This window comes from Flavisolibacter nicotianae, assembly GCF_003628535.1.
In the GTDB taxonomy this organism is placed as follows: domain Bacteria; phylum Bacteroidota; class Bacteroidia; order Chitinophagales; family Chitinophagaceae; genus Flavisolibacter; species Flavisolibacter nicotianae.
The window spans coordinates 1-21,465 of sequence record NZ_RBCI01000016.1 but is presented as its reverse complement, the minus strand read 5'-3'; the positions used below and the strand labels follow the sequence as shown (position 1 = coordinate 21,465).

Annotated in this window: 17 protein-coding genes; 8 read left to right on the top strand and 9 right to left on the bottom strand. The window is 50.5% G+C overall.

Annotation, left to right across the window (positions count from 1 at the left end):
• Nucleotides 1-45 precede the first annotated feature (45 nt).
• The 8 genes from D6024_RS24285 to D6024_RS24250 all read left to right on the top strand — a co-directional run bounded on the left by D6024_RS24285 (nt 46) and on the right by D6024_RS24250 (nt 9,453).
• Entirely contained in the window at nt 46-933 is an 888-nt protein-coding gene (locus D6024_RS24285; RefSeq protein WP_121357421.1) for a helix-turn-helix transcriptional regulator, read from the top strand.
• 10 nt (nt 934-943) lie between these two features.
• Nucleotides 944-2,491 carry a gluconokinase gene (locus D6024_RS24280; protein WP_121357420.1) on the top strand — a complete coding sequence of 516 codons (1,548 nt, stop codon included), beginning with the start codon at nt 944-946 and terminating at the stop codon, nt 2,489-2,491.
• 45 nt (nt 2,492-2,536) lie between these two features.
• On the top strand, nt 2,537-3,463 hold the full coding sequence (locus tag D6024_RS24275) for an RraA family protein (protein WP_121357419.1): 927 nt from the start codon (nt 2,537-2,539) through the stop codon (nt 3,461-3,463).
• A gap of 46 nt (nt 3,464-3,509) precedes the next feature.
• Nucleotides 3,510-5,030 carry a mandelate racemase/muconate lactonizing enzyme family protein gene (locus tag D6024_RS24270; protein ID WP_205573365.1) on the top strand — a complete coding sequence of 507 codons (1,521 nt, stop codon included), beginning with the start codon at nt 3,510-3,512 and terminating at the stop codon, nt 5,028-5,030.
• Nucleotides 5,031-5,186: 156 nt separating this feature from the next.
• Complete coding sequence (locus tag D6024_RS24265; protein WP_121357418.1) at nt 5,187-6,329, top strand: bile acid:sodium symporter family protein; 1,143 nt, start codon at nt 5,187-5,189, stop codon at nt 6,327-6,329.
• 38 nt (nt 6,330-6,367) lie between these two features.
• A complete protein-coding gene (locus tag D6024_RS24260; protein ID WP_121357417.1) occupies nt 6,368-7,306 on the top strand; it encodes an RraA family protein in 939 nt (312 codons plus the stop codon).
• 155 nt (nt 7,307-7,461) lie between these two features.
• Complete coding sequence (locus D6024_RS24255) at nt 7,462-8,739, top strand: mandelate racemase/muconate lactonizing enzyme family protein (RefSeq protein ID WP_121357416.1); 1,278 nt, start codon at nt 7,462-7,464, stop codon at nt 8,737-8,739.
• 102 nt (nt 8,740-8,841) lie between these two features.
• Nucleotides 8,842-9,453 carry a YhcH/YjgK/YiaL family protein gene (locus tag D6024_RS24250; protein ID WP_121357415.1) on the top strand — a complete coding sequence of 204 codons (612 nt, stop codon included), beginning with the start codon at nt 8,842-8,844 and terminating at the stop codon, nt 9,451-9,453.
• 62 nt (nt 9,454-9,515) lie between these two features.
• On the opposite strand, the gene D6024_RS24245 is transcribed toward D6024_RS24250, so the two are convergent.
• The 9 genes from D6024_RS24245 to D6024_RS24205 all read right to left on the bottom strand — a co-directional run bounded on the left by D6024_RS24245 (nt 9,516) and on the right by D6024_RS24205 (nt 21,249).
• Nucleotides 9,516-11,126 carry an aldehyde dehydrogenase (NADP(+)) gene (locus tag D6024_RS24245; RefSeq protein WP_121357414.1) on the bottom strand — a complete coding sequence of 537 codons (1,611 nt, stop codon included), beginning with the start codon at nt 11,124-11,126 and terminating at the stop codon, nt 9,516-9,518.
• Between the two features lie 144 nt (nt 11,127-11,270).
• Nucleotides 11,271-12,557 (bottom strand): MFS transporter, encoded by a 1,287-nt coding sequence (locus tag D6024_RS24240; RefSeq protein ID WP_121357413.1) that lies wholly within the window; start codon nt 12,555-12,557, stop codon nt 11,271-11,273.
• A 377-nt stretch (nt 12,558-12,934) separates the two neighbouring features.
• Nucleotides 12,935-13,246: an AtuA-related protein gene (locus D6024_RS24235; RefSeq protein WP_121357412.1), complete on the bottom strand. Its 312-nt coding sequence runs from the start codon at nt 13,244-13,246 to the stop codon at nt 12,935-12,937.
• Nucleotides 13,243-14,565 carry an acyclic terpene utilization AtuA family protein gene (locus D6024_RS24230; protein ID WP_121357411.1) on the bottom strand — a complete coding sequence of 441 codons (1,323 nt, stop codon included), beginning with the start codon at nt 14,563-14,565 and terminating at the stop codon, nt 13,243-13,245. Before D6024_RS24230 ends, D6024_RS24235 begins: the two co-directional genes overlap by 4 nt.
• A 15-nt stretch (nt 14,566-14,580) precedes the next feature.
• Nucleotides 14,581-15,876: a CitMHS family transporter gene (locus D6024_RS24225; protein ID WP_121357410.1), complete on the bottom strand. Its 1,296-nt coding sequence runs from the start codon at nt 15,874-15,876 to the stop codon at nt 14,581-14,583.
• Nucleotides 15,877-15,992: 116 nt separating this feature from the next.
• Entirely contained in the window at nt 15,993-17,678 is a 1,686-nt protein-coding gene (locus D6024_RS24220) for a GH39 family glycosyl hydrolase (protein ID WP_121357491.1), read from the bottom strand.
• Between the two features lie 18 nt (nt 17,679-17,696).
• Complete coding sequence (locus tag D6024_RS24215; RefSeq protein ID WP_121357409.1) at nt 17,697-19,259, bottom strand: alpha-N-arabinofuranosidase; 1,563 nt, start codon at nt 19,257-19,259, stop codon at nt 17,697-17,699.
• A gap of 118 nt (nt 19,260-19,377) precedes the next feature.
• Complete coding sequence (locus D6024_RS24210; RefSeq protein ID WP_121357408.1) at nt 19,378-20,334, bottom strand: transketolase family protein; 957 nt, start codon at nt 20,332-20,334, stop codon at nt 19,378-19,380.
• 27 nt (nt 20,335-20,361) lie between these two features.
• A complete protein-coding gene (locus tag D6024_RS24205) occupies nt 20,362-21,249 on the bottom strand; it encodes a transketolase (RefSeq protein WP_121357407.1) in 888 nt (295 codons plus the stop codon).
• Nucleotides 21,250-21,465 lie beyond the last annotated feature (216 nt).

Below are 21,465 nucleotides of genomic sequence, written 5' to 3'. Positions count from 1 at the left end.
GACAACCGAGGCGCTTCAACCGCAATTATCATTAAACGAGCTTGCATGAATCAATTTGTACTTCAGCAGGGGCAGTCCCGGGAATTGCAGTTGTTTCCGCATATCATCGAATTCGCTACCCGAAAAAACATTTCCATCGAGTTGAATTCGCTGCCCGGCACTTCGGCAGATTTCGTTCGTATCTATTACATCATCGATGGCAAATTTGAATGGTGTATTCATGACCAGCCTTACATTTTGTACCCTGGTGACATGGCGATGATCTTACCGGGACAAACCTTTGGAAATACAAAAGGTATTTTGGAAATCGGGAAGCTTTCCTGGCTGCACATTCATATACAAAAGCTGGAAAACGGGAAAACACAGTTAGGGAACTGGAGCAATTTGTCGGAAAGTGAAACACAGATGATTGGTAAAATTCTACTGATGCCAAAAACTGTTGTACTGCCACGCCTGGGCGATGCAGGCCGGATCTTCCTGTCGTTGCAAAACGAATTGTTCAACCACGAAATCGGGTATTGCACGAGAGTGAATCAATTGTTGGACGAGTTGTTCATCAACGTTACCCGCCGGTTGACAAAGCAAAGCACCTCCGGCAGGGACTTTCCCAAAACCTTTTTGCAACTGGAACAAAAGCTCCGTGAAAATCTTTCCCACCAATGGACCGTGGAAGAAATGGCGGCAACGGTCGGAATGGGAACGACCCTGTTCAACGAAAGAGTGAAAAGCTACTCGGGCTTTTCACCACTCAACTACCTGATCAACATCCGGATCTCGGAAGCCATCAAATTATTGAAGAAGCCGGACTTGAATGTCACCGACATCGCATTGGATACCGGGTTTTATTCGTCGCAGCATTTTTCAACAACCTTTAAAAAGCTAACCGGCTATACACCCAGTGAATTCAGGAAACGAAACGTATCCGAAAGCTAAAACTTCTGTTATGGAATGCATTATCAGTATTGAATTAGGCACCAATGCGGTTCGGGTTTATGCCTTCGACATGAAAGGGAATACCATCGGGTTTGCCAAGGGCTCCTACCCCACTTTTCATCCGCACCCCGATTACAGCGAGCAGGACCCGGAGCAAATCTTCATTACCATGTTGTATGTGCTCAAGAATTTCCTCAGTGAAAAAATTCATTCCAAAAAATACAACGTTCTTTCTGTTTGCTTCAGCGCTTCGATGCACAGTGTGCTGGCCATCGACAAACACGGCGTGCCGTTGGGTAATGCCATTACCTGGGCCGACAACAGGGGGAAAAAGGAAGCGCAGGCCCTGCGTGGTTCGCCCCTGGCGGAAGCCATCTACCAGGCAACCGGGACGCCGATCCATCCTATGTCGCCCCTGATCAAAATCACCTGGCTGAAAAACCAGGACAAGGAAAAGTTTCAGCGGACCTATAAATTTCTTTCGATCAAAAGCTATATCATCCAGCAGCTCACGGGGGCTTACGTCATAGACTACAGCCTAGCTTCTGCAACAGGCCTGCTGGACATTCACACCCGGAAATGGGATCCGCAAGCCCTGGCCTATGCCGGCATAACCGAAGAACAGCTCCCCGAGCTGGTTCCCATCGTGCATTCACCCGGAAAACTCCAGCCCCAATACCGGGTCTCGCTTGGGCTCAGTGCCGATACAAAAATTTTGGTGGGCTCCAGCGACGGTTGCTTTGCCACCCTTGGCGCCGGTGTGTGGGGCGATGGAAAAGCAACAGTGACCATCGAAGACAGTGCTGCCGTGCGGGTGGTTGGAACCAATGTGCTGCAGGACAAAAAAGGCCGTTTCTTCAACTATATCTTGAATGACCGCTATTATATTTCAGGCGGTCCATCCAACAACGGCGGTGTTGTGTTCGAGTGGTTTGCCAAGCAATTCGGCGATTTTAAAAATGCCTATGACATCGAAAGCTGCATGGATGAACTGATCACCGAAGCGGCCACCGTTGAACCGGGTTCGGAAGGCCTGCTCTTTCTGCCTTACCTGCTGGGCGAACGGGCCCCCATCTGGAATGCCAATGCAAGAGGGGTGTATTTTGGCATGAACATCAACCACGAAAAAAAGCATTTTACCAGGGCCACGGTTGAAGGGATTCTCTATGAAATGTACAGCATTGAAAAAATGCTGCAGGAATATCACACCATCAATCACATTTCCGTGAACGGGAGTTTTGCCACCATTCCCTTCTGCACGCAACTGCTGGCCGACATTTTCAACAAACCGGTCAGCATCAGCCCCAATGCCAACAGCGTTAGCCTGGGTGCCTACCTGCTCTGTGCGACAGAAATCGGCGTTTTTCAAAACCTGGATGAGGCAGCAAGATCCATTGCCCTGCCGGACACCTGCAAACCCAATCACTACAACCACGGTGTGTATGCAAAGTATTATAGCATTTTCGAGAAGTTGAGCCGGAAACTGTCTGATGAATTTGAAGCCCTGGCCAGCCTTCAGCAATCAGGCACCGCAATCCATCACGCCATCAACACCTAGAAGCAAACAAAACCAACTAATTTTTTTAAACCTTAATTCAGCTATATGAAAAGAAAGATCCTTCATTACCTGCTGCTCTCCTGTTTTTCCTTGCCCGCGGTTGCACAACAAGTGACCTTAACCAGCGAGCAGTTGAAAGCACTGACACCTGACTGGAAAGGTGAACGATCCGCCGACGGGCGGCCACGGGTGGCCGACAAATTAATGGAGCGGCTCAAGAAAGTCCACCTCGAAGAAGCCTGGGGCATCCTGCGCAACAAAGGTTTTCAAAACCAGTTTGAAGGCGACTGGATGGTGCTGGAACCGGACTCCGTTATGGTGGGCCGGGTCGTGACCGCTCAATACCTGCCCATGCGGCCCGACTACGACAAGATCATCAAAGACAAAGGCAAGTCCGAAGCAAGAATCGGTGCCACCAACTCCTGGCCTATCGATGTGCTAAAGGACGGTGACATCTACGTGGCCGACAGTTACGGAAAAGTGGCCGACGGCACGCTGATCGGTGACAACCTGGGGAATGCCATCTATGCCAAATCGCACCGCGGTGTGATCTTCTATGGCTCCGTCAGGGATATTGAAGGGTTGGAAGAAATTCAGGGTTTCAACGCCTGGATCAAAGGCTACGATCCCTCCTATATTCAGCAAATGATGCTGGGCGGCATCAATGTTCCCATTCGCATTGGAAGGGCCACCGTTTTACCAGGCGATATTGCACTGGCCAAAAAAGGCGGGATCGTTTTTATCCCGGCCTACCTGGTGGAAGAAGTGGTGTTGAACGCGGAGTTTATTGGCCTGCGTGATGCCTTTGGCCACCAGCGTTTACGCGAAGGAAAATACACGCCGGGCCAGATTGATACCCAGTGGAACGAAGAGATCAAGAAAGATTTCCTGAAATGGCTGGATGAAAATCCCGGCAAACTTCCCATGAGCCGTGCAGAACTTGACAAATTCATGAAAGACAGAACCTGGTAATGATCATTACTAACTCTCACTCTATTCAACACAAAAACACAACATCATGACACCTTCACATAAGATACTGGCAAAGCTGGGTTTAAAAGAACCCGAAACAATGGAGACAGAAAATCAGCAGCGTAACGGTGTTCAACAACCGGATACGCAAGACCGACCCGAAAACCCGCGTCGTTCCTTCCTGAAGAAATCGGCCCTGGGCGGCGTTGTCCTGGGCAGCTCATTTCTTTTCTCCCCCATCGAAGAAGTGGTGGCACAAAGCACGCAGAAGGTGCGTCGCTACGGTGCGCCGTCGGACCTGAAAATTACCGACATGCGCTACGCGGTAACAACAGTTCTGGGAAGGACTGCCATTCTCCGCATCGATACCAACCAGGGCATCTATGGACTGGGTGAAGTGCGGGACGGCGCAGATGAACGCTATGCCCTCATGCTCAAAAGCAGGTTGCTGGGACAAAATCCATGCAATGTGGAGCAGATCTTTAAATCCATCCGTCAGTTTGGTGGCCCTTCGCGGCAGGCGGGTGGCGTGTGCGGCGTGGAGATGGCGCTTTGGGACATTGTCGGTAAAGCCTACAACGTGCCGGCCTGGCAACTGCTGGGTGGCCGCTACCGCGACAAAGTCAGACTGTATGCCGATACGCCGGAAGCCGGCTCCCCCGAAGAACAGAAAAAGCTGATGAACTACCGGATCAACGACCAGGGATACACCTGGTTGAAAATGGACCTCTCCATCGGAGAGCTGAAAGGCAAACCCGATGCCCTGGTGAACAGTAAATTCTGGGAGAATGCCGAAGGCGACCTGGCGCAATGGGGTGATGCCAGCAACTATATGTCATACGGCAACACCCGCCATGCCTTCACACAAATTCAGATCACCGAAAAAGGATTGGACGAACTGGCACAACTGGTGGAGAATGTGAGAGGCATGCTGGGTTACGACATCCCGCTTTCCACCGACCACTATGGCCATTTTGATCTGAACAACGGCATCCGGCTGGGAAAGAAACTCGAGAAATACCGGCTGGCCTGGATGGAAGATGTGGTGCCCTGGGATTATGTGGACCAATGGAAGACCCTGTCCGATGCGCTGGAAACACCCATGCTGACCGGCGAGGACATTTACCTGCTGAAAGACTTTAAACCACTGATTGATGCGCATGCCGTGGACATCATCCACCCGGACCTTGCCTCTTCAGGGGGCTTGCTGGAAACCAAGCGTATTGGTGATTATGCCGAAGAACACGGCATTGCCATGGCGATGCACCAGGCCGGAACGCCGGTTTCATTTATGGCCAATGTGCATTGTGCCGCAGCTACACAAAACTTCCTGGCGCTGGAACATCACTCCATCGACCTGCCCTGGTGGGAAGACCTGGTGAAAACAACCGATGGACGGAAACTGATCACCAAGGGCTTTGCCAACCTGCCGCTGACCGCTCCGGGGTTGGGAATTGAGCTGAATGATGATGTGGTGAAAGCGCACTTGCACGCAACCGATAAAAGCTATTTCGCCCCAACGCCGCAGTGGAACGAAAAACGTTCGCATGACCGGGTGTTCAGCTAGGCAAAAGGCCTTTGATAAATGATGAATGTTGAGTGATGAATGGCCGCCCTGCTTCACACACGCTGCAGATGGATGGAAGGCCTGTGCATGATTACTGGCGGGGTTGGAGGGTGCTTCCGTTCATGCAATTGTTGACATCTAAATAGAAACCTGTTTATGGAAACAGCCAAGCGTTCTCTTTATTCCTTTTTCTACGCTGCAGCAGCAGTGTTTTTGCTGGCTTATCTGGGCCTGACCATCGCCGGCCTGCTCCAGTTTTGCGGTTGGTTGCTGCTGGCCTTTTTTGTAAGCCTGGCCCTTGCCTTCCGGAGCAACCAATTGCTCCGCGGCTTGTCCTATACTGTCATCATCCTGGGTGTAGTCAGCCTTGCCATGTATCATCCGCAATACTTCAAAACAATCGGGGATTTCAAGCTTTCGGCGTTGATCGTTCCCCTGCTGCAAATCATCATGTTTGGAATGGGAACCGAGTTAAGCCTGAAAGATTTTGCGCAGGTGCTTCGCATGCCGAAGGGAATTCTGGTCGGCATTGTTTGCCATTACACCATCATGCCGCTGGTTGGTTTTGCGGTAGCAAGCCTGTTCAATTTTCCCAGCGAGATCGCGGCCGGCATCATCCTGGTGGGCTGTTGTCCCAGCGGGTTAGCGTCCAACGTCATGTGTTACCTGGCGAGGGCCAACCTGGCCCTTTCCGTTTCAGTGACCACCATCTCCACCCTGCTGGCCCCCTTCCTCACACCCACGCTCATGCGTTTACTGGGCGGCAGTTTTGTGGAAGTGCATTTCCTGGACATGATGTGGGACATTACCAAGATCGTGATCATTCCCATTGTGGGCGGGCTGGGTTTCCATTACCTCGTTCGCGGAAAATTTGCCTGGCTTGACAAGGCCATGCCCCTGCTTTCCATGGTGGGCATTGCGCTGATCCTGGTGGTGATCACGGCCGCCGGAAGGGACAATTTACTAAAAGTCGGTGTGCTGCTGGTGATTGCCACGTTCATTCACAACGTTGCCGGCTTTTTCTTGGGCTATTGGTCGGGACGCCTACTAAAATTTTCGGAAAAAGACTGCCGCACCATCGCCCTGGAAGTGGGCATGCAAAACTCAGGTCTCGCTTCGGGCCTGGCATTAACCATGGGCAAGCTGGCCACGGCCGGCCTGGCGCCAGCCATCTTCGGCCCGATGATGAACGTCACCGGTTCTTTTCTTTCGAGCTGGTGGCACAACCGCTTGCCACAGGAAGACGCCGTTCCGGTGAAGGAAGAAAAACCGGAAATCAATGTTGCCGCTGTCAGCTAACAAGTGTGTAAACTTTCATTACCATAAACTTTTTCCATATGCTCAGAAAAAAACATGTTTTGTTCCTGCTGGTTGGTTTTTCCGTTTTTCAGCCATCAAAAAGCCAGCAGATCTCCAAAGACGAATTGATTTTTTTAACCGCCGAATGGAAAGGTGAACGCTTTGCAGACGGGCGGCCGAAGGTGCCGGATAACCTTCTGCAACGCATGAAGGCCGTCAGCGTGGAGGAAGCGTGGGCCGTGATGAAAAATGCCGGTTATGGCTACCAGGTAGCGGAAGGCTGGCAACAGATCAACCCGGATAGCGTGCTGGTGGGAAGGGCTGTTACCGCCACCTTTATGCCGGCACGTCCGGATGTATGGAAAGCCATTGACGACCGTGGCAAAAAGGCCGGCAAAAGAGGGCAAAATACCTGGGCGGTAGACCTGCTCGTAAAGGGCGACGTGTATGTTGCCGACCAGTTTGGCGCACACAAAAATGGTCCGACCATCGGTGATAATGTGGGCAATGCCATTTACGCCAAGTCGGGCAACGGTATCGTTTACGACGGTGCTCTGCGGGACATTGAAGGCCTGAAAGAAATCGGTGGATTTACCTCGTTTTACACCAGCTACGATCCTTCTTATCACAACCCTCCCGGAGACCTGAATACGATGATCGTCGGGATCAACCAGCCCACCCGCATCCGGAGCGTTACGGTGTTGCCGGGGGATGTGGTGCTGGGCAAGCAAGGCGTGGTTGTTTTTGTTCCGCCGCACCTGGCGGAGAAAGTTGTGAAGACCTCCGAGATCGTACGGCTGCGGGACATGTTTGGCCATCAGCGGCTGCGGGAAGGCAAGTACACCGCAGGACAGATCGATGCCAAATGGAGCGACGACATTGAAAAAGATTTCTCCAAGTGGCTGAACGATCACATTAACGAATTACCGATTCCGAAAGAACAAATCCAGGAACTGCTGAAAGAACGCACCTGGTAAGGAAAACAGGAATGATGAGTGATCAGTGATGAGGGGAGCCTTGCAGGTAGCAAGCCACCTTTTATCCGTCGTTCTTCTGCACATCTTGTTTTGAAAACACATCACTCATCACTCATTGCTGATCACTCTTTACTCATCACCCAAACTCTTTCAATATGTCAAGTTCAAGAAGATCATTCATCAGCAAAGCTGCTATCGCTGCGGCCATGGCACCATTGGCCTCTGTCTCCAATACATTTGGCCAGGGTCTTACAACAGCAATGGATCGAACCTCCAGGTTATCCGCCCCGTCCGATTTAAAAATCACCGATGTGAAATGCTCTTATTCCGGCGGCGGTTTGTTTGTAAAAATTTCCACCAACCAGGATATCGTTGGGTGGGGCGAAGCGGTGGATGCCATCGGCGGAACGTATTATTTGGTGCAACGGCTGGGAAAGCAGTTGAACGGAAGAAGTCCTTTGACACCAAATGTCATCTTTGAGCAATTTCGTAAACAGGCTTTCTTTGGCGGTGCACAATCCGGCATGTATGTCGCTGTGCTCAGTGCCTTTGATGCGGCACTGTGGGATCTTTGCGGAAAGGCATTGGGCTTGCCCGTTCACCAATTGCTGGGAGGCAAGTTTAGAGATAAGGTAAGGGTGTATTGCGATACGCAGTTGTACTCCGTTCGCAATCCCAAACCGGAAGAATATGCAAAGGTGGCCAGGGCCGCGGTGGACCGGGACTATACGGCCATCAAATTTGATGTGGACGAAGCAAACGATCCCAATAAATATGACCGGTGGAACTGGACGGCCAGCAATGCGGAAATCGAGCGGATGTATGATTCCATTGCCGCTGTGCGAAAAGAAGTGGGTCCGCACATTGACATTTGCGTTGACATGCACGGACGGTATGATGCGCCAACTGGAAGAAAAGTGGCAAAGGTGATGGAGCCGTTGAACCTCATGTGGCTGGAAGAACCCGTTCCCGCCGACAACGTTGATGCCTACAAAACTATCACGCAGGAAACAAGTACGCCGATTTGCGGCGGTGAAAACTTTTACCTGACATACGGGTTCACCCGTTTATTGGCCGAAGGCGCCATAGATATCATCATGCCCGACCTGCAGAAATGCGGAGGACTTGGCGAGGGACAACGCATCGCTAACCTTGCGAATGCGTATTACACACCTTTCTCACCGCACATGGTGGGTTCGTTCCTTGGCGCCATGGCGTCCGCCCATGTATGTGCATCCGTTCCCAATTTCCATATTCTTGAATGGCAAAGCCAGTTTGACACGGAACCAAAGTGGAAAGAGATTGTGAAGTATGACAGGCCGTTCATTGAGAAAGGATTTTTGGTGGTATCCGACAAGCCGGGAATTGGCGTGGAGATCAATGAAGAAGGATTGAAAAAATACGCCACACCGGGAGTACCCTTCTTTGCCTGATAGTTTGGTCCGGATAAAAATTGTTTTTGTTTTCTTTCTGTTTGAAAGAATGGCCTCAAAAAGCACAAAGTTGCTTATGATAACTTCACAAACGCAAACGAAATGAAACGATTCCTTTTATTGGCAAGTTTATTCATCGGCCTGGGTAACCTTTCTGCCCAGTCAACTAACCAGGTTTGGTCGGCACACAAAGCCAAAAAATGGCTAAAGAAAAAAGAATGGCTGAACGGACTTGCCATTACACCACATTCGTCCATTGACAAAGTGCAATTTGCAACGCAATACCATCTCAACCAGGCAGCCTGGGACAAAGCATTTGCTTATTTGAAAAACACCGACTTAAACACCCTGTCCACAGGAAGGCATGTGATCGATGGCGACGATGTTTTTGCTATTGTAACAGAAGCCCCTACGAAGGATTATGAGAAAATTGCCTTTGAATCGCACCGGAAATATATCGACCTGCAGTATGTAATCTCGGGAGAAGAAAAGATGGCCAAAGCGCCTGTTGGCTCCGTAACCGTAAACAAACCTTATGATGAAAAAGCTGATATTGCTTATTACATCGGCGAGGGAAAAATATACACGGTGCCTGCGGGTATGTTTATGCTTTTCTTTCCCACAGAAGCACACCGACCTAGCATTACTCCCGGTGGCAACAAAGTGGTGAAAAAAATTGTAATTAAAGTGAAGGTTGTTCCGGAAAATCGGTAATAGCCTTTTGAGGATACATACAATAAAACGTCAACCGTCTTGCGGCGGTTGACGTTTTATTTTTATTGCGGAACAACTTCCATCTGCTGCACGGCCTCTTTTGTAAACTCGCCGTTGAGTTTTCGCATGATGCGAAGCAGGTTTTCATCCTTGAGTGCATCCGGCAAAAATTCCTGCGGGCAATCCTGGTAACACACCGGACGTAAAAAGCGTTTGATCGCTTCTGTGCCAACGGAGGTAAAATGTGCAAAGGTGGTTGCCGGGAAGGGCCCGCCATGCATCATCGCATGGGAAACTTCTACGCCGGTTGGTACACCGTTGTAAATGATCCTTCCCACCCTTGCCACCAAAATATCAATGTAGGCCTGAAAGCGTTTTACATCATCTGCAGTACCTAACACCGTCCCGGTCAACTGTCCATGCAGGGATTGTAGGGCTGATCGTAATTCGATCTCATCTTCGCAAAGCACCACCAGCGATGACGGACCAAACACTTCGTTTTGCAAACCGCTGTTTTGAATAAAATTCGCTGCCGTGGTTTGAGCCAACACAGCGCTGCCTTTGTAATCATCATGCCCCTCATCGCCGGCCCAAACTGCTTCCACCCCGGGCTGCGACAGCAACTGTTGACGTTCCTTGTAGTAAGCTGCACAAATGGTTTTGTTCAGCATCGTTGCCGGAAGCACTCCCTGTAAGGCCTGTGCCAGGTTTTGGACGAATGCCCCCGTGTTTTCATCTTTTATCACAAACAACAAACCGGGATTGGTGCAAAACTGCCCGACACCCAGCGTAATGGATGCACTGAGTTGCGAAGCAACAGCAGCAATGTCTTGTTTTATTTTTCCTGGCAATACCAAGACAGGATTAATACTGCTCATTTCCGCATAAACCGGAATGGGTTCATCCCTTTCGTTCACGGCCGCTTTGAGCAAGGCCATGCCTCCACGGAAGGAACCGGTGAAACCCACTGCTTTTATCTGCGGATGCTTCACCAGCTGGTGCCCAAGCAATGCGCCTTCTCCCACCAATGAAGAAAACACACCGTCGGGCATGTTGCATTTCTGTGCCGCACGGATGATGGCCGTTGCCACCATCTCATTCGTTCCCAAATGCGAGCTGTGCGCTTTCACCACCACGGGACAGCCGGCCGCCAGTGCAGATGCAGTATCGCCACCGGCGGTAGAAAAAGCCAGCGGGAAATTGCTGGCCGCAAAAACGGCAACTGGCCCGATGGGAAGCATCATACGCCGCAGATCAGAACGGGGCAAAGGTTTGCGTTCTGGCAGGGCCGTGTCAATGATGGCTTCCACATAAGAACCGTCGCGTAAAAGCGAAGCAAACAATTTCAATTGCCCAACGGTTCTGCCTCTTTCGCCTGTGATACGGGCCTCAGGCAAGCCACTTTCCAAATGTGCTCTTTCGATTAAAGCATCGCCCAATTGCATGATCTCTTCTGCAATGGCATCCAGAAAATCTGCCCGTTCGGCAACAGATGTTTGCCGGTAATTTTCAAAAGCCACTGTTGCTTTCGTTATCGCTTCGTGAATTTCTTGTTCTGTTGCGACAGAAAACTCGCCGGGCAAATCATTTTTCAGTACCGTGCTGAATGCATGTAATTTCTTTTCGCCTGAGGCTTTCTTTTCAAATCCAACAAAATTGTATCCTGAAATCATGAGCTGGTATTTTTCAATTTTAATTAAACGGTGTCTTTCTCTTTCAATTTCCCGGATGGCTATACCGCAAAGTTCAGACCTTCCCTCGATTATCATCTTCTTGACACCTGATTGCTGCCAACAATGGCTTTTCCTGACGGCTTATCATGAGCCTGCCACAACCACTTCCTGCTTCTTCGACTGCCGGACGTTTCGTTGTGTATCTTTTACGGCGATGATGGTTAAGATGGCTGCAATCAGTAACGAGCCCGCCATAAAAATGTACGATGCACCGAAACCACCTGTTGTCCCGTTTAAATAGCCAACCAGGTAGGATCCGGCAAAGGAACCCAACGCCCCTAAACTATTGATGAACGCGATTGCGCCAGCTGTAACATTGGCTGGCAAGATTTCGGGCATGATGGCAAAGAACGGTCCGTACGGTGCATACATCACGGCGCCGGCAATGACCAGCAGCGTAAACGACATCCAAAAGTTGGCCGTCCCGATCAGGTAAGAGCTGTAAAAGGCAATGGCGCCCACCAACAAAAAAGGCCAGACAAAGATTTTCCGGTTCAGCGTTTTGTCTGAAAAATACGATGTCGTGAGCATGGCGATAATGGCAAACAAATAAGGAACGGCAGAAAGCCAGCCAGTTTCCACAATGCTCATGTTCGGCGCCTCTTTTATCATTGTTGGCAACCACATAACAAAACCATACACACCAATGCTCCAGAAAGCATATTGCAGGCAGAGAAGGATGACGGTTTTTGTTTTGAAGGCCTGCCAGTAATTTTTTACGGGCTTGATGTTTTGCTGTTCTTTCTGTAAAGCCGTTTCCAACGCGTCTTTATCTTGCTGCGACAGCCATTTTGCATCTGCTGGTTTATCGCTGACGAGCTGCCACCAGAAAAAGGCCCAGACGATGGCCGGCACCCCTTCCACGATAAACATCCATCGCCATCCTACTGCTTTAATCAGGTAACCCGATAAAATGGACATCCATAAAATGGTCACAGGGTTCCCCAGGATCAAAAACGTATTGGCTCTCGATCGCTCGGTTTTGGTAAACCATCGGCTTAGCAAAATGATCATGGAGGGCATGACGGCACTCTCTACAACGCCCAGCATGAAACGAATACCAATCAAAAGATTTACGTTATTCGTCATGCCGGTTGCCATAGCGCAGGCGCCCCAAAGGATCAGCGACCAAAAGATCAGTTTCTTTGCGCTGCGGGTGGCAGCGTAATGGGTGCCGGGTACCTGAAAAAAGAAATACCCCAAAAAAAACAGGGAGCTTAACAGACTGGATATGGCAGGCGTGATGTTTAAGTCGGTTGCCATGCCGCCAGCTGTGCCAAAACCAAAATTCGCCCTGTCCAGATAAGCAAGGCTATAGGTAATAAACGCAACAGGAAGCAACCGGTACCATCGGTTTTTTGCAGCAATCATTTCAGGAAAAATTCTTCAGGAATAAAAAATGTGAATTCGCTATTGTCCACTTACTAGTCATGCATTTACCTCACTCCTTCCTTGTACACAACTAAATCCCGATCTGCAATCTTCGTTCATCGCGTTCTGCGAAACGCTCCACCTACAACAAATGCAATAGCACAAAGTATCCAAACCTCTATAGAAAAAACTTCCAATAAAAGCCACTGAAGGATTTTAAACAATGGCCTTTGGCAGTATGCCCGGATCAATCACTATATACTGCAGCTACCCTGACAAAAACTATTTGCTTCAAAAGCCTCAAGCCCCTCAGTTTCTATGTGAGTTGTTTCACTTCCAGTCATTTCCTCACAATCGTGTTCAATGATTGACCCGGATTACCTGCCGACCTCCAGTTCCAGCAACGCATAGCTCAGCGTTTTTCCATGTGTATCCATGACCAGTGAGGTGGTCACCCCTCCCGCAAGTGCCTGCTGACAAACAAACAGCAAAGCAGAAATATTGGGCAATTCATAACGAACGACCTCGCCTTGTACAATTTCGCTGAGGTGTGCTTTCACTCTATCTGCAGTGGCCTCTCTGCACAAGAGTTCATAATCTTTTTCCTCAAACGGGATAAGAGACAGCGTAAGGGTGTTTCCCTTGTCACCGGCGCGGCTGTGGGCAATGTCGTAGAGTTTTCGTTTCATGATTGTTTTATAGTTACCTCCGACTTGGTTTCTTTACGGTCGATGAGTGCTGAGACAATGCCAACAACCTCGTTTACATATTTACGGACGCCACCGCCACCGGCGGGACCGTTGGTGTAAAGGGCTTCCACTTCTTCGCCTACCAGCGCCGCTTCTTCTGCAGTTTCCGCTTTGCCTGCCACCCGCAATCGAATTTCATAAGATTGACAGTTTTTTCCAAGTGAAGGCGGATGTACCGACCTACAACCAATGTAATCAAGCCGTAATTCCGCAAACCGGTTCCGCAATCGTTTTTGGATTGTCTCTCCTGCGAGCCGGGCCCGTTCCAGGGCATGCTGCCCGGCATAGGAGATTTCGCCTTCGCCAATGAAGCCTGCCCTATAGCCGACGCTCACCTTTAATGTTGCAGGTTTTTGCCTTCCTGCACCGCCTTTTACGGCAACACAGTTCGCTGCCTTCTGTTGCAGGGTAACACTCGTAAAATCGGCAACAACATCGGGTGTCAGGTATTCGTGGGGATTGGTGACTTCATAAAGCAATTGCTCTTTGGCGGTGGCCAGATTGATGATACCTCCGGTCCCTTCTACCTTGCTAATGACGGCACTGCCGTCCGGATAAACATCTACAAAAGGATGCCCCAGAAACTCCATTCCTTTTACCGGCTTTTTCACCGGGTCGGCAAAGTAGCCGCCGGTGATTTGCCCGGCGCACTCCATCAGGTGACCAATGACCGTTGCTTTTCCTATTGTTTCCGCATCATCCAGCAACCAGCCAAATTCATGCATGAGTGGCGCCACCACAAGCGAGGGGTCGGCCACCCGGCCGGTGATGATAATGTCAGCACCCGATTGAAGTGCCGGCAGGATAGCATCGGCTCCCAGGTAAGCATTGGCGGAAAGAATTTCACCTGACTGTTTTAGCGGCCTGCCGTTTTCAAGGGCCAGTTCTTCCCCGGTGATCATATGCAGCACATCGTCGCCGGTCACTGCTGCAACTTTCACCAGCAGATTTAACCGCTTTGCAATTTCAATCACTTTGCCCGCCGCAGCAACAGGGTTGGCGGCTCCCATGTTGGTCAGCAGTTTTACACCATGCTGCGTCAACAATGGCAAGAGAAGTTCCATGCGCCGTTCCAGCAGCGGATCATAGCCTTTTGTTGGGTCCACTGCTTTGCGCTTTTGTGCAAGCGCAATGGTTCGTTCCGCCAGGCATTCCAGTACGAGATAATCCAGTTCCCCTTTTTCCACCAGAACAGCAGCCGGCTCCAGCCTGTCTCCGCTAAACCCGGCGCCGCAACCAATGCGTACGATTTCTTTCATCTTACTTCTTTCATTTTACAGATGAATAGCACCCGTCAGAAGTGCAATGATGGTCATCACAACGGTTGTTCCGAAAGCCCATTTAAACGTAAACTTCTGGTGGTCGGACAGCTCCACTTCCGACAGGCCCACCAACACAAAGGTGGACGCGGTTAGCGGGCTTAAGGGAAAACCAACTGTCATTTGCCCCAACACCGCTGCCCTTCCTACCTCAATGGCGTCTCTGCCAAAATGCGTCATGGTATCTTTCAGCACGGGCAGCACCCCGAAGTAATAGGCATCCGGTGTAAATGCGAGGCTAAGCGGCATACTGGTAACACCGGTTAGCGTTGGCAGCAGACCTGCCTGTTGCTCTGGAATAAGCGACACCAAAGTGCCTGCCATGGCATCAATCATTTTGGTACCGGTGAGAATACCGGAGAAAACCCCGGCTGCAAAAATCATAACAGAAACAAAAAACACATTGCCGGCGTGATCGGCCATGCGCCGCTTCTGCTCGGTTTGCGACGGATAGTTTACCAGCAACGCAATGGAAAAGCCAATGATGAACAATGCCGGGGATGGCAACAGCGCCGCAATTAGCGACCCAATTAACACAACCGTCAATGCCGCGTTGAACCAAAACAGCGTTGGGCGGCGAATGGCTTTTTGCTTTTCGGAGAGTTCCTCCAGATGGCTGTAATCTAAGTGTACCACACCAATACGTTTTCGTTCCTTTCGCCCCAGGTAGTACGCCACACCAAGCACCCAAAGAATACCGGCTATCCACGAAGGCAAAAGCGGAACCAATAACGTTCTGGCATCCGTTTGCATCACATTCATGGCTCTTGCCATAGTGCCCGACCAGGGCACCAGGTGCATCACACCAGCACTTAGGGCAACAATGCAGGGAAGCAAGAGGCGGTTCATGCCAAGTTTTTTATAAATGGGAAGAAGTGCCGAGATGGTGATCATGAAAGTAGCTGTGCCATCGCCGTCCAGGTGCACAAGCATGGTCAGAAGCGTTGTGCCAATAGTAATTTTCAGCGGATCGCCTTTGACCATTTTTACAATGCGGGAAATCACCGGATCAAACAAGCCGGCGTCGATCATGAGAGCGAAATAGAGCACGGCAAAAATGAGCAGAATGCCGGTTGGTGCTACTTGCTTGATGCCGGTGACGATCATTTCTCCCAAGGCTTTGGGAGCAAAGCCGCCGATGAGCGCAAAGATGATGGGTACAAGGATGAGCGAAAGTAACACTGACAGTCGCTTGGTAATTACCAAAAGCAGGAAAACAGCAATCGTTAAAAAGCCCAGCAGTGCCAGCATGCGTTAGTTCATTTGATGTAAAACCATCACCAATGTTACGTTGTTATTTTTAATATTACTTTTCGCAAGCAGCAATGATCTGTGTTTATCCTACAACAAAGGCATGGTACCTTCTCTCACCATTGCAATTCAAGCAGTGAAACGGCCTGCCTGGGCAAGGAAATGGTACCGGAATAAACGCCGTTTTGAATGACCTTTTGCCCTTCTGCAATTTGCTGCAACTGTCCTGCTTTTTCCAAGGCTGCATATTGTTCACTTGTCACTTGCTGCGGTGAGCCCATTTCCTTCCAAACCGTATACGAATTGCTGTGCGTTTGATCGATCCGGTACTCTTTTACCCGGATGTTTTTTGCCGGAATATTCTTGACGGCAATGGAGACCAAAGCCGGTGCCGCGGGAAGATCATCATCATAATAATTCCACACCATCACATAGGCTGCTTTTTTATCGGCAGAGGCAATGGCATTGATGTCGGCAAGGGAGTCGTGCACTCCTTTTGCGATTAGTTGCCCAGGCGAAAAAGCATAATCGTTTTCCACTGCCAACCGCTCTCCTTTCATCTTGCCAAACAGGCGGAACACATTGAGCACCGGTTTGTCCACGCCATTGGTTGCCAGGTCACGAAAACCGGCAAACCAGGGCTGGGCTTCAAATTCAAAGGACCAGCTCACTGCTCCTTCGAGGTTCACGCCAGCCTGTTCGGCCAGGTCATACAACCGGGCATATGAAGCCGCTGTATAACTGGAGTACATAGTCCCGTTGCGGTAAGCATTCTGCGGATTGTATTGAACCGAGCAGGCAGCACAGCCTTCCGGGTCGCACTCGCCAATGATGATGGGCAGATTTTTAAATGGGGATTTCGCCACCGTTTCAAAACCTTTGTATACGTCCATGAGTTGCACGCTCATGTCCATGCGCACAAAACCGTTCATGAACTTAGGACTACCCTTTGCATGAAAGCTGATATAGTCCAGTGGTGCGCCTTTTTTGCCGGAGGCATAGTTGGTTCCTTCGGCGCAGTGTTGCAAAAAGTTCTTCAGGTAGTCATTGGCTTTCGCGGAGCGTGGGCTCGTGGTGGTGGGTCCGCCAATCCGGGCTTTCGGCAAGGCCCGTTTCAGGCCATCGGCGGCAAAATCATAAAGCTTGAAATACTCTTCCTGTGTGCCCTGCCAGTAAGGAATATCCGGTTCGTTCCACACTTCCCACCACCACGACTGCACTTCTTTCGCTCCGTAACGCACCACGCAATGCTTTACCCATTGGTAGACCAGTTCACCCCATTTCCTGTAATCAATCGGTGGATAGGCCCAGCCGGTAAAAATCTGGCTATACTTGTCGGCTGGAGACCACCGGTGTTGGTAAGGCTCAGGCTTTGCAGATAACGCTTTGGGCACAAAACCAATTTCAGCAATTGGCTTCATGCCGCGTTGCACGTACGTATCGAAGATGGAATCAACAATGCGCCAGTTGTAAACCGGGTTGCCGGCCGCATCCTCCGTATAAGCGTTAGTAGAACCCCATTTCAGGGATGGTGTTCCATCACCCGTGGTTAGCAGGTTGTGTGTACGCACATACACAGGCACAGGGCTCAGGGCCGAAAGCTCGGTAAGCAACTTGCGGCCGTCTTTCATGTAGGTATAATTCGGCTCGTCATAGCCAAAAAAAGCCCAAATGGGCTTTAGCGGCCCTTTGCTCTTTGCCAGGTCAACGGTAATGTTCCGTGCTGTTGATTGCGCAATGACAGCCTGGTGGAAAAAGATAGCCACGCAAAAAACAGCACTACAGAGAAAACGTTTGTTCATACCCAAAACTTTCTTCATTTATTTCAGTTCCAGCATTACCACCGACTTTGCCGGCAGGTCCACTACCAGGTCAGTTCCCTGTTTTCTTGCACCGGAAAACGGCAATACGTGAATGTTGTCGGGCTTTTCAAAGGTGTTGATGTCTGTGAGCTTTGTGGAGGTCACAATAGAACCATTTACGTTTTGCCATGACAAACCACGAAGACCGGTTTTCAAGGAAAGGCTTTTGTTCGGATCCAGATTTACAAGCGTAATGTGAATGGCACCCGTCGAGTCCTGTGAAGCAGAGGCATTCAGCGCCGGAATTTTCTGATCACCCAACGTATACGCCGGACTGGTAAACTGTAAAGGAAGATATTTTGCATCCTGGTGCACTTTGTATAAATCAAACACGTGATAGGTTGGTGTCAATAGCATCTGCCTTCCTTTGGTCAGGATCAATGACTGTAACACATTGATGGACTGCGCCAGGTTGGCAACACGAACCCGGTCGCTGTGGTTGTTGAAAATATTGAGCGTTGTTCCGGCAATCAGGGCGTCTCGCAGGCTGTTTTGCTGGTACAAAAAACCAGGGTTGGTACCGGGTTCCACCTCGGTCCAAATACCCCACTCATCCACGACCAACGCGACTTGTTTTTCTTTGTCGTACTTGTCCATGATGGCAGAGTGCCTGGTGACCAGTTCATCCATGCGCAAACAATTTTTCATGGTGTTGAAATACTGCGCTTCATCGAACTGCGTCGCTGAACCTTTTGGCGGCCAACCGTCGTTGTTGGGCAACGTGTAGTAATGCAGCGACAAGCCCCACATTTTGCGCGGACCAACATTTTTCATCAGCACTTCCGTCCAGTTGTAATCGCTGGTGTTGGCGCCGCCTGCAATTTTCTTCAACGGTGCACCGGGATAGTTGCGAGCATAGGTCGCATAGCGCTTGTACTGGTCGGCGTAAAACTCCGGCGTCATATCACCACCACAGCCCCAGCTTTCGTTGCCTACGCCCCAGAAGCTTACCTTCCATGGTTTTGCGTGTCCATTTTGTTTACGCTGATTGGCCATCGGGCTTATTCCATCAAAATTGAAATACTCCACCCATTTTGACATTTCTTCCACGGTGCCACTGCCTACGTTGGCTGTAATGTACGGTTCACATTTCAACAGTTCGCAGAGCTCCATGAATTCATGCGTGCCAAAACTGTTGTCTTCCGTAACACCGCCCCAGTTGGTATTCACCATCTTCGGCCGTTGTGCCCGCGGGCCAATGCCATCACGCCAGTGGTATTCGTCGGCAAAGCAACCACCCGGCCAACGAAGGTTGGGAATCCTGATTTTCTTTAAGGCCTCTACAATGTCCAGCCGGATCCTGTCCTTCTTTGCCACTTTCATGGTATCGGCTACCCAAAAACCATCATAAATACAGCGGCCGAGGTGCTCGGCAAAATGGCCATAGATATGCCGGCTGATGATGTGTCCTTTTCCGGTGTCAGGTGCAAGGGAAAGATCAACCTGTTGCGCAAAAACGCCGGAAGAAAACAAAAGAAACAAGACGCTTAAAAATGGTTTTGTGACACGAATTGAAAACATCGTTCGTTTTTTTAATACCTGTTGAATTGATCCAATTGCCGACCCTGATAAATACGCTCCGGCACAGCAAAGCTCTTTCGAAATTCCGCTTTTGCTTCAGCGCAATTTAACGGACCAATCATTTCCGTTTTTGAATGACTTTCTTTGCTGCCTTCACGATAGTGGCGGCATCGAGCCCGTATTTTTTCATCAGTTCAGCCGGTGTGCCGCTTTCGCCAAAGGAGTTGTTTACGCCGATCATTTCCACCGGCGTGGGAAGATGGCGGCTTAAGACCTGGCAAACGGCGTCGCCCAGGCCGCCATTGAGCTGGTGTTCTTCGGCGGTGACCACGCAACCGGTTTTCCTTGCTGATTGCAGGATGGCCTGTTCATCCAGCGGCTTGATCGTGTGAAGGTTGATGATCTCGGCATCGATGCCTTCCTGCGCCAGTATTTCCCCGGCAAGGATGGCTTCCCACACCAGGTGACCGGTAGCAAAAATGCTCACGTCCGCCCCTTCGTTGACCAGCCAGGCTTTGCCGATCTCGAAGGGCTGATCGGGGTCGGTAAACACCGGAACGGTGGGCCTGCCAAAACGCAAGTACACCGGTCCATCATAATCGGCAATGGCGATGGTGGCCGCTTTGGTTTGGTTGAAATCACAAGGGTTGATAACCGTCATTTCCGGCATGGCCCGCATCATGGCAATGTCTTCGAGGATCTGGTGCGTGGCGCCATCTTCCCCCAGGGTTAAGCCGGCATGTGACACGGCGATTTTTACGTTGGTGCCCGAGTAGGCCACGCTTTGCCGGATCTGATCATAGACACGGCTGGAGCCAAAGTTGGCAAAGGTGGTGGCATAGGGAATATATCCCGAAAGAGCCAGGCCGGCGGCCACGCCAATCATGTTGGCTTCGGCAATGCCGCACTGGACAAAGCGTTGCGGATCGTTTTTGATAAAGGCATCCAGTTTGAGCGAGGCCACGAGGTCGGCACAAAGGGCCACGACGTTGGGATTTGTCTTTCCAAGTTCCGCCATGCCGGCACCAAAGCCACTGCGTGTATCTTTCTTTTCGGTGAAGCTGTATTTTTTCATTTGTCGTTTCCGTGCGTTGAAGAAAAATTAATAATCGCCGAAGGTGGCCGGCAGTTGCAAAAGGGCCACTTCCAGTTGTTCATCATTGGGTGCTGCACCGTGCCATTTGTGGGTGCCCATCATGTAGTCCACGCCAAACCCCATTTCGGTTTTCATGAGTACAACCACCGGCCTGCCCTGGCCTGCTTTTTCGCCTGCTTCTTTCAAGGCATACACCGTCAGTTGCATGTCGTTGCCGTTGGCAAGTTTTACCGTTTCCCAGCCAAAGGCCTGGTATTTGGCACCCAGGTCTTTGTTGCTCATCACCGTTTCGGTAGGCCCGTCAATCTGCTGCCCGTTCCAGTCAATGATGGCAATGAGATTGTCCAGCCGGTGGTGAGCGGCAAACTGCACCGCTTCCCAGATCTGTCCTTCCTGCTGCTCGCCATCGCCCATGAGGACATACACTTTGCGGTCTTCGCCCCGCAGCTTTTTGGCGTAGGCCGCACCGGCAGCAACTGAAAGCCCCTGTCCCAGTGAACCCGACGCGATGCGAATGCCCGGCAGGCCTTCGTGCGTTGCGGGATGGCCCTGCAGGCGGGAGTTGATTTTTCGAAAGGTGGAAAGTTCCTCCATCCCAAAATAGCCGCGCCGTGCCAGCACGGAATAAAACAGGGGTGAGATGTGGCCGTTGGAAAGAAAGAACAGGTCCTCTCCCCTTCCTTCACGGGAAAACTTCAGAAAGCCGTTCTCCTCCTTTTCTTCCTCAATCTTCATCAGCTCGAAGTAAAGAGAAACCACCACATCGGTACAGCCAAGCGAGCCACCGGGGTGGCCCGACTGGCAGGCATGCACCATGCGCACAATGTCCCGTCGTACCTGCGAGGCAATATTTTTTAGTTGCCCCAAATCGTATTGTTTGTCTGTTTGCGTCATGTTTTGTCTATACATTTTATCCGTTAAGCTATTGGATCCGCTCCTTACGCTACTGCGTCTTCCACTACGGTTTGGTGTTGCATCTTTTTCGAATCCTCGATGAATTTGGCAAGACCACTGTCCGTCAGCGGGTGCTTCAAAAGACCCAGGATCGAGTCGAGCGGGCAGGTGCACACATGGGCACCGGCTTCGGCGCACTGGGTGATGTGGTTGGGC

Excerpts from the sequence above, each read along its gene's own strand:
- D6024_RS24255 (WP_121357416.1), top strand. The coding sequence starts at position 7,462 with ATGTCAAGTTCAAGAAGATCATTCATCAGCAAAGCTGCTATCGCTGCG.
- D6024_RS24205 (WP_121357407.1), bottom strand. The coding sequence starts at position 21,249 with ATGACGCAAACAGACAAACAATACGATTTGGGGCAACTAAAAAATATT.
- D6024_RS24235 (WP_121357412.1), bottom strand. The coding sequence starts at position 13,246 with ATGAAACGAAAACTCTACGACATTGCCCACAGCCGCGCCGGTGACAAG.
- D6024_RS24210 (WP_121357408.1), bottom strand. The coding sequence starts at position 20,334 with ATGAAAAAATACAGCTTCACCGAAAAGAAAGATACACGCAGTGGCTTT.
- D6024_RS24265 (WP_121357418.1), top strand. The coding sequence starts at position 5,187 with ATGGAAACAGCCAAGCGTTCTCTTTATTCCTTTTTCTACGCTGCAGCA.
- D6024_RS24260 (WP_121357417.1), top strand. The coding sequence starts at position 6,368 with ATGCTCAGAAAAAAACATGTTTTGTTCCTGCTGGTTGGTTTTTCCGTT.
- D6024_RS24230 (WP_121357411.1), bottom strand. The coding sequence starts at position 14,565 with ATGAAAGAAATCGTACGCATTGGTTGCGGCGCCGGGTTTAGCGGAGAC.
- D6024_RS24225 (WP_121357410.1), bottom strand. The coding sequence starts at position 15,876 with ATGCTGGCACTGCTGGGCTTTTTAACGATTGCTGTTTTCCTGCTTTTG.
- D6024_RS24245 (WP_121357414.1), bottom strand. The coding sequence starts at position 11,126 with ATGATTTCAGGATACAATTTTGTTGGATTTGAAAAGAAAGCCTCAGGC.
- D6024_RS24275 (WP_121357419.1), top strand. The coding sequence starts at position 2,537 with ATGAAAAGAAAGATCCTTCATTACCTGCTGCTCTCCTGTTTTTCCTTG.
- D6024_RS24215 (WP_121357409.1), bottom strand. The coding sequence starts at position 19,259 with ATGTTTTCAATTCGTGTCACAAAACCATTTTTAAGCGTCTTGTTTCTT.
- D6024_RS24250 (WP_121357415.1), top strand. The coding sequence starts at position 8,842 with ATGAAACGATTCCTTTTATTGGCAAGTTTATTCATCGGCCTGGGTAAC.
- D6024_RS24240 (WP_121357413.1), bottom strand. The coding sequence starts at position 12,557 with ATGATTGCTGCAAAAAACCGATGGTACCGGTTGCTTCCTGTTGCGTTT.
- D6024_RS24220 (WP_121357491.1), bottom strand. The coding sequence starts at position 17,678 with ATGAACAAACGTTTTCTCTGTAGTGCTGTTTTTTGCGTGGCTATCTTT.
- D6024_RS24285 (WP_121357421.1), top strand. The coding sequence starts at position 46 with ATGAATCAATTTGTACTTCAGCAGGGGCAGTCCCGGGAATTGCAGTTG.
- D6024_RS24280 (WP_121357420.1), top strand. The coding sequence starts at position 944 with ATGGAATGCATTATCAGTATTGAATTAGGCACCAATGCGGTTCGGGTT.
- D6024_RS24270 (WP_205573365.1), top strand. The coding sequence starts at position 3,510 with ATGACACCTTCACATAAGATACTGGCAAAGCTGGGTTTAAAAGAACCC.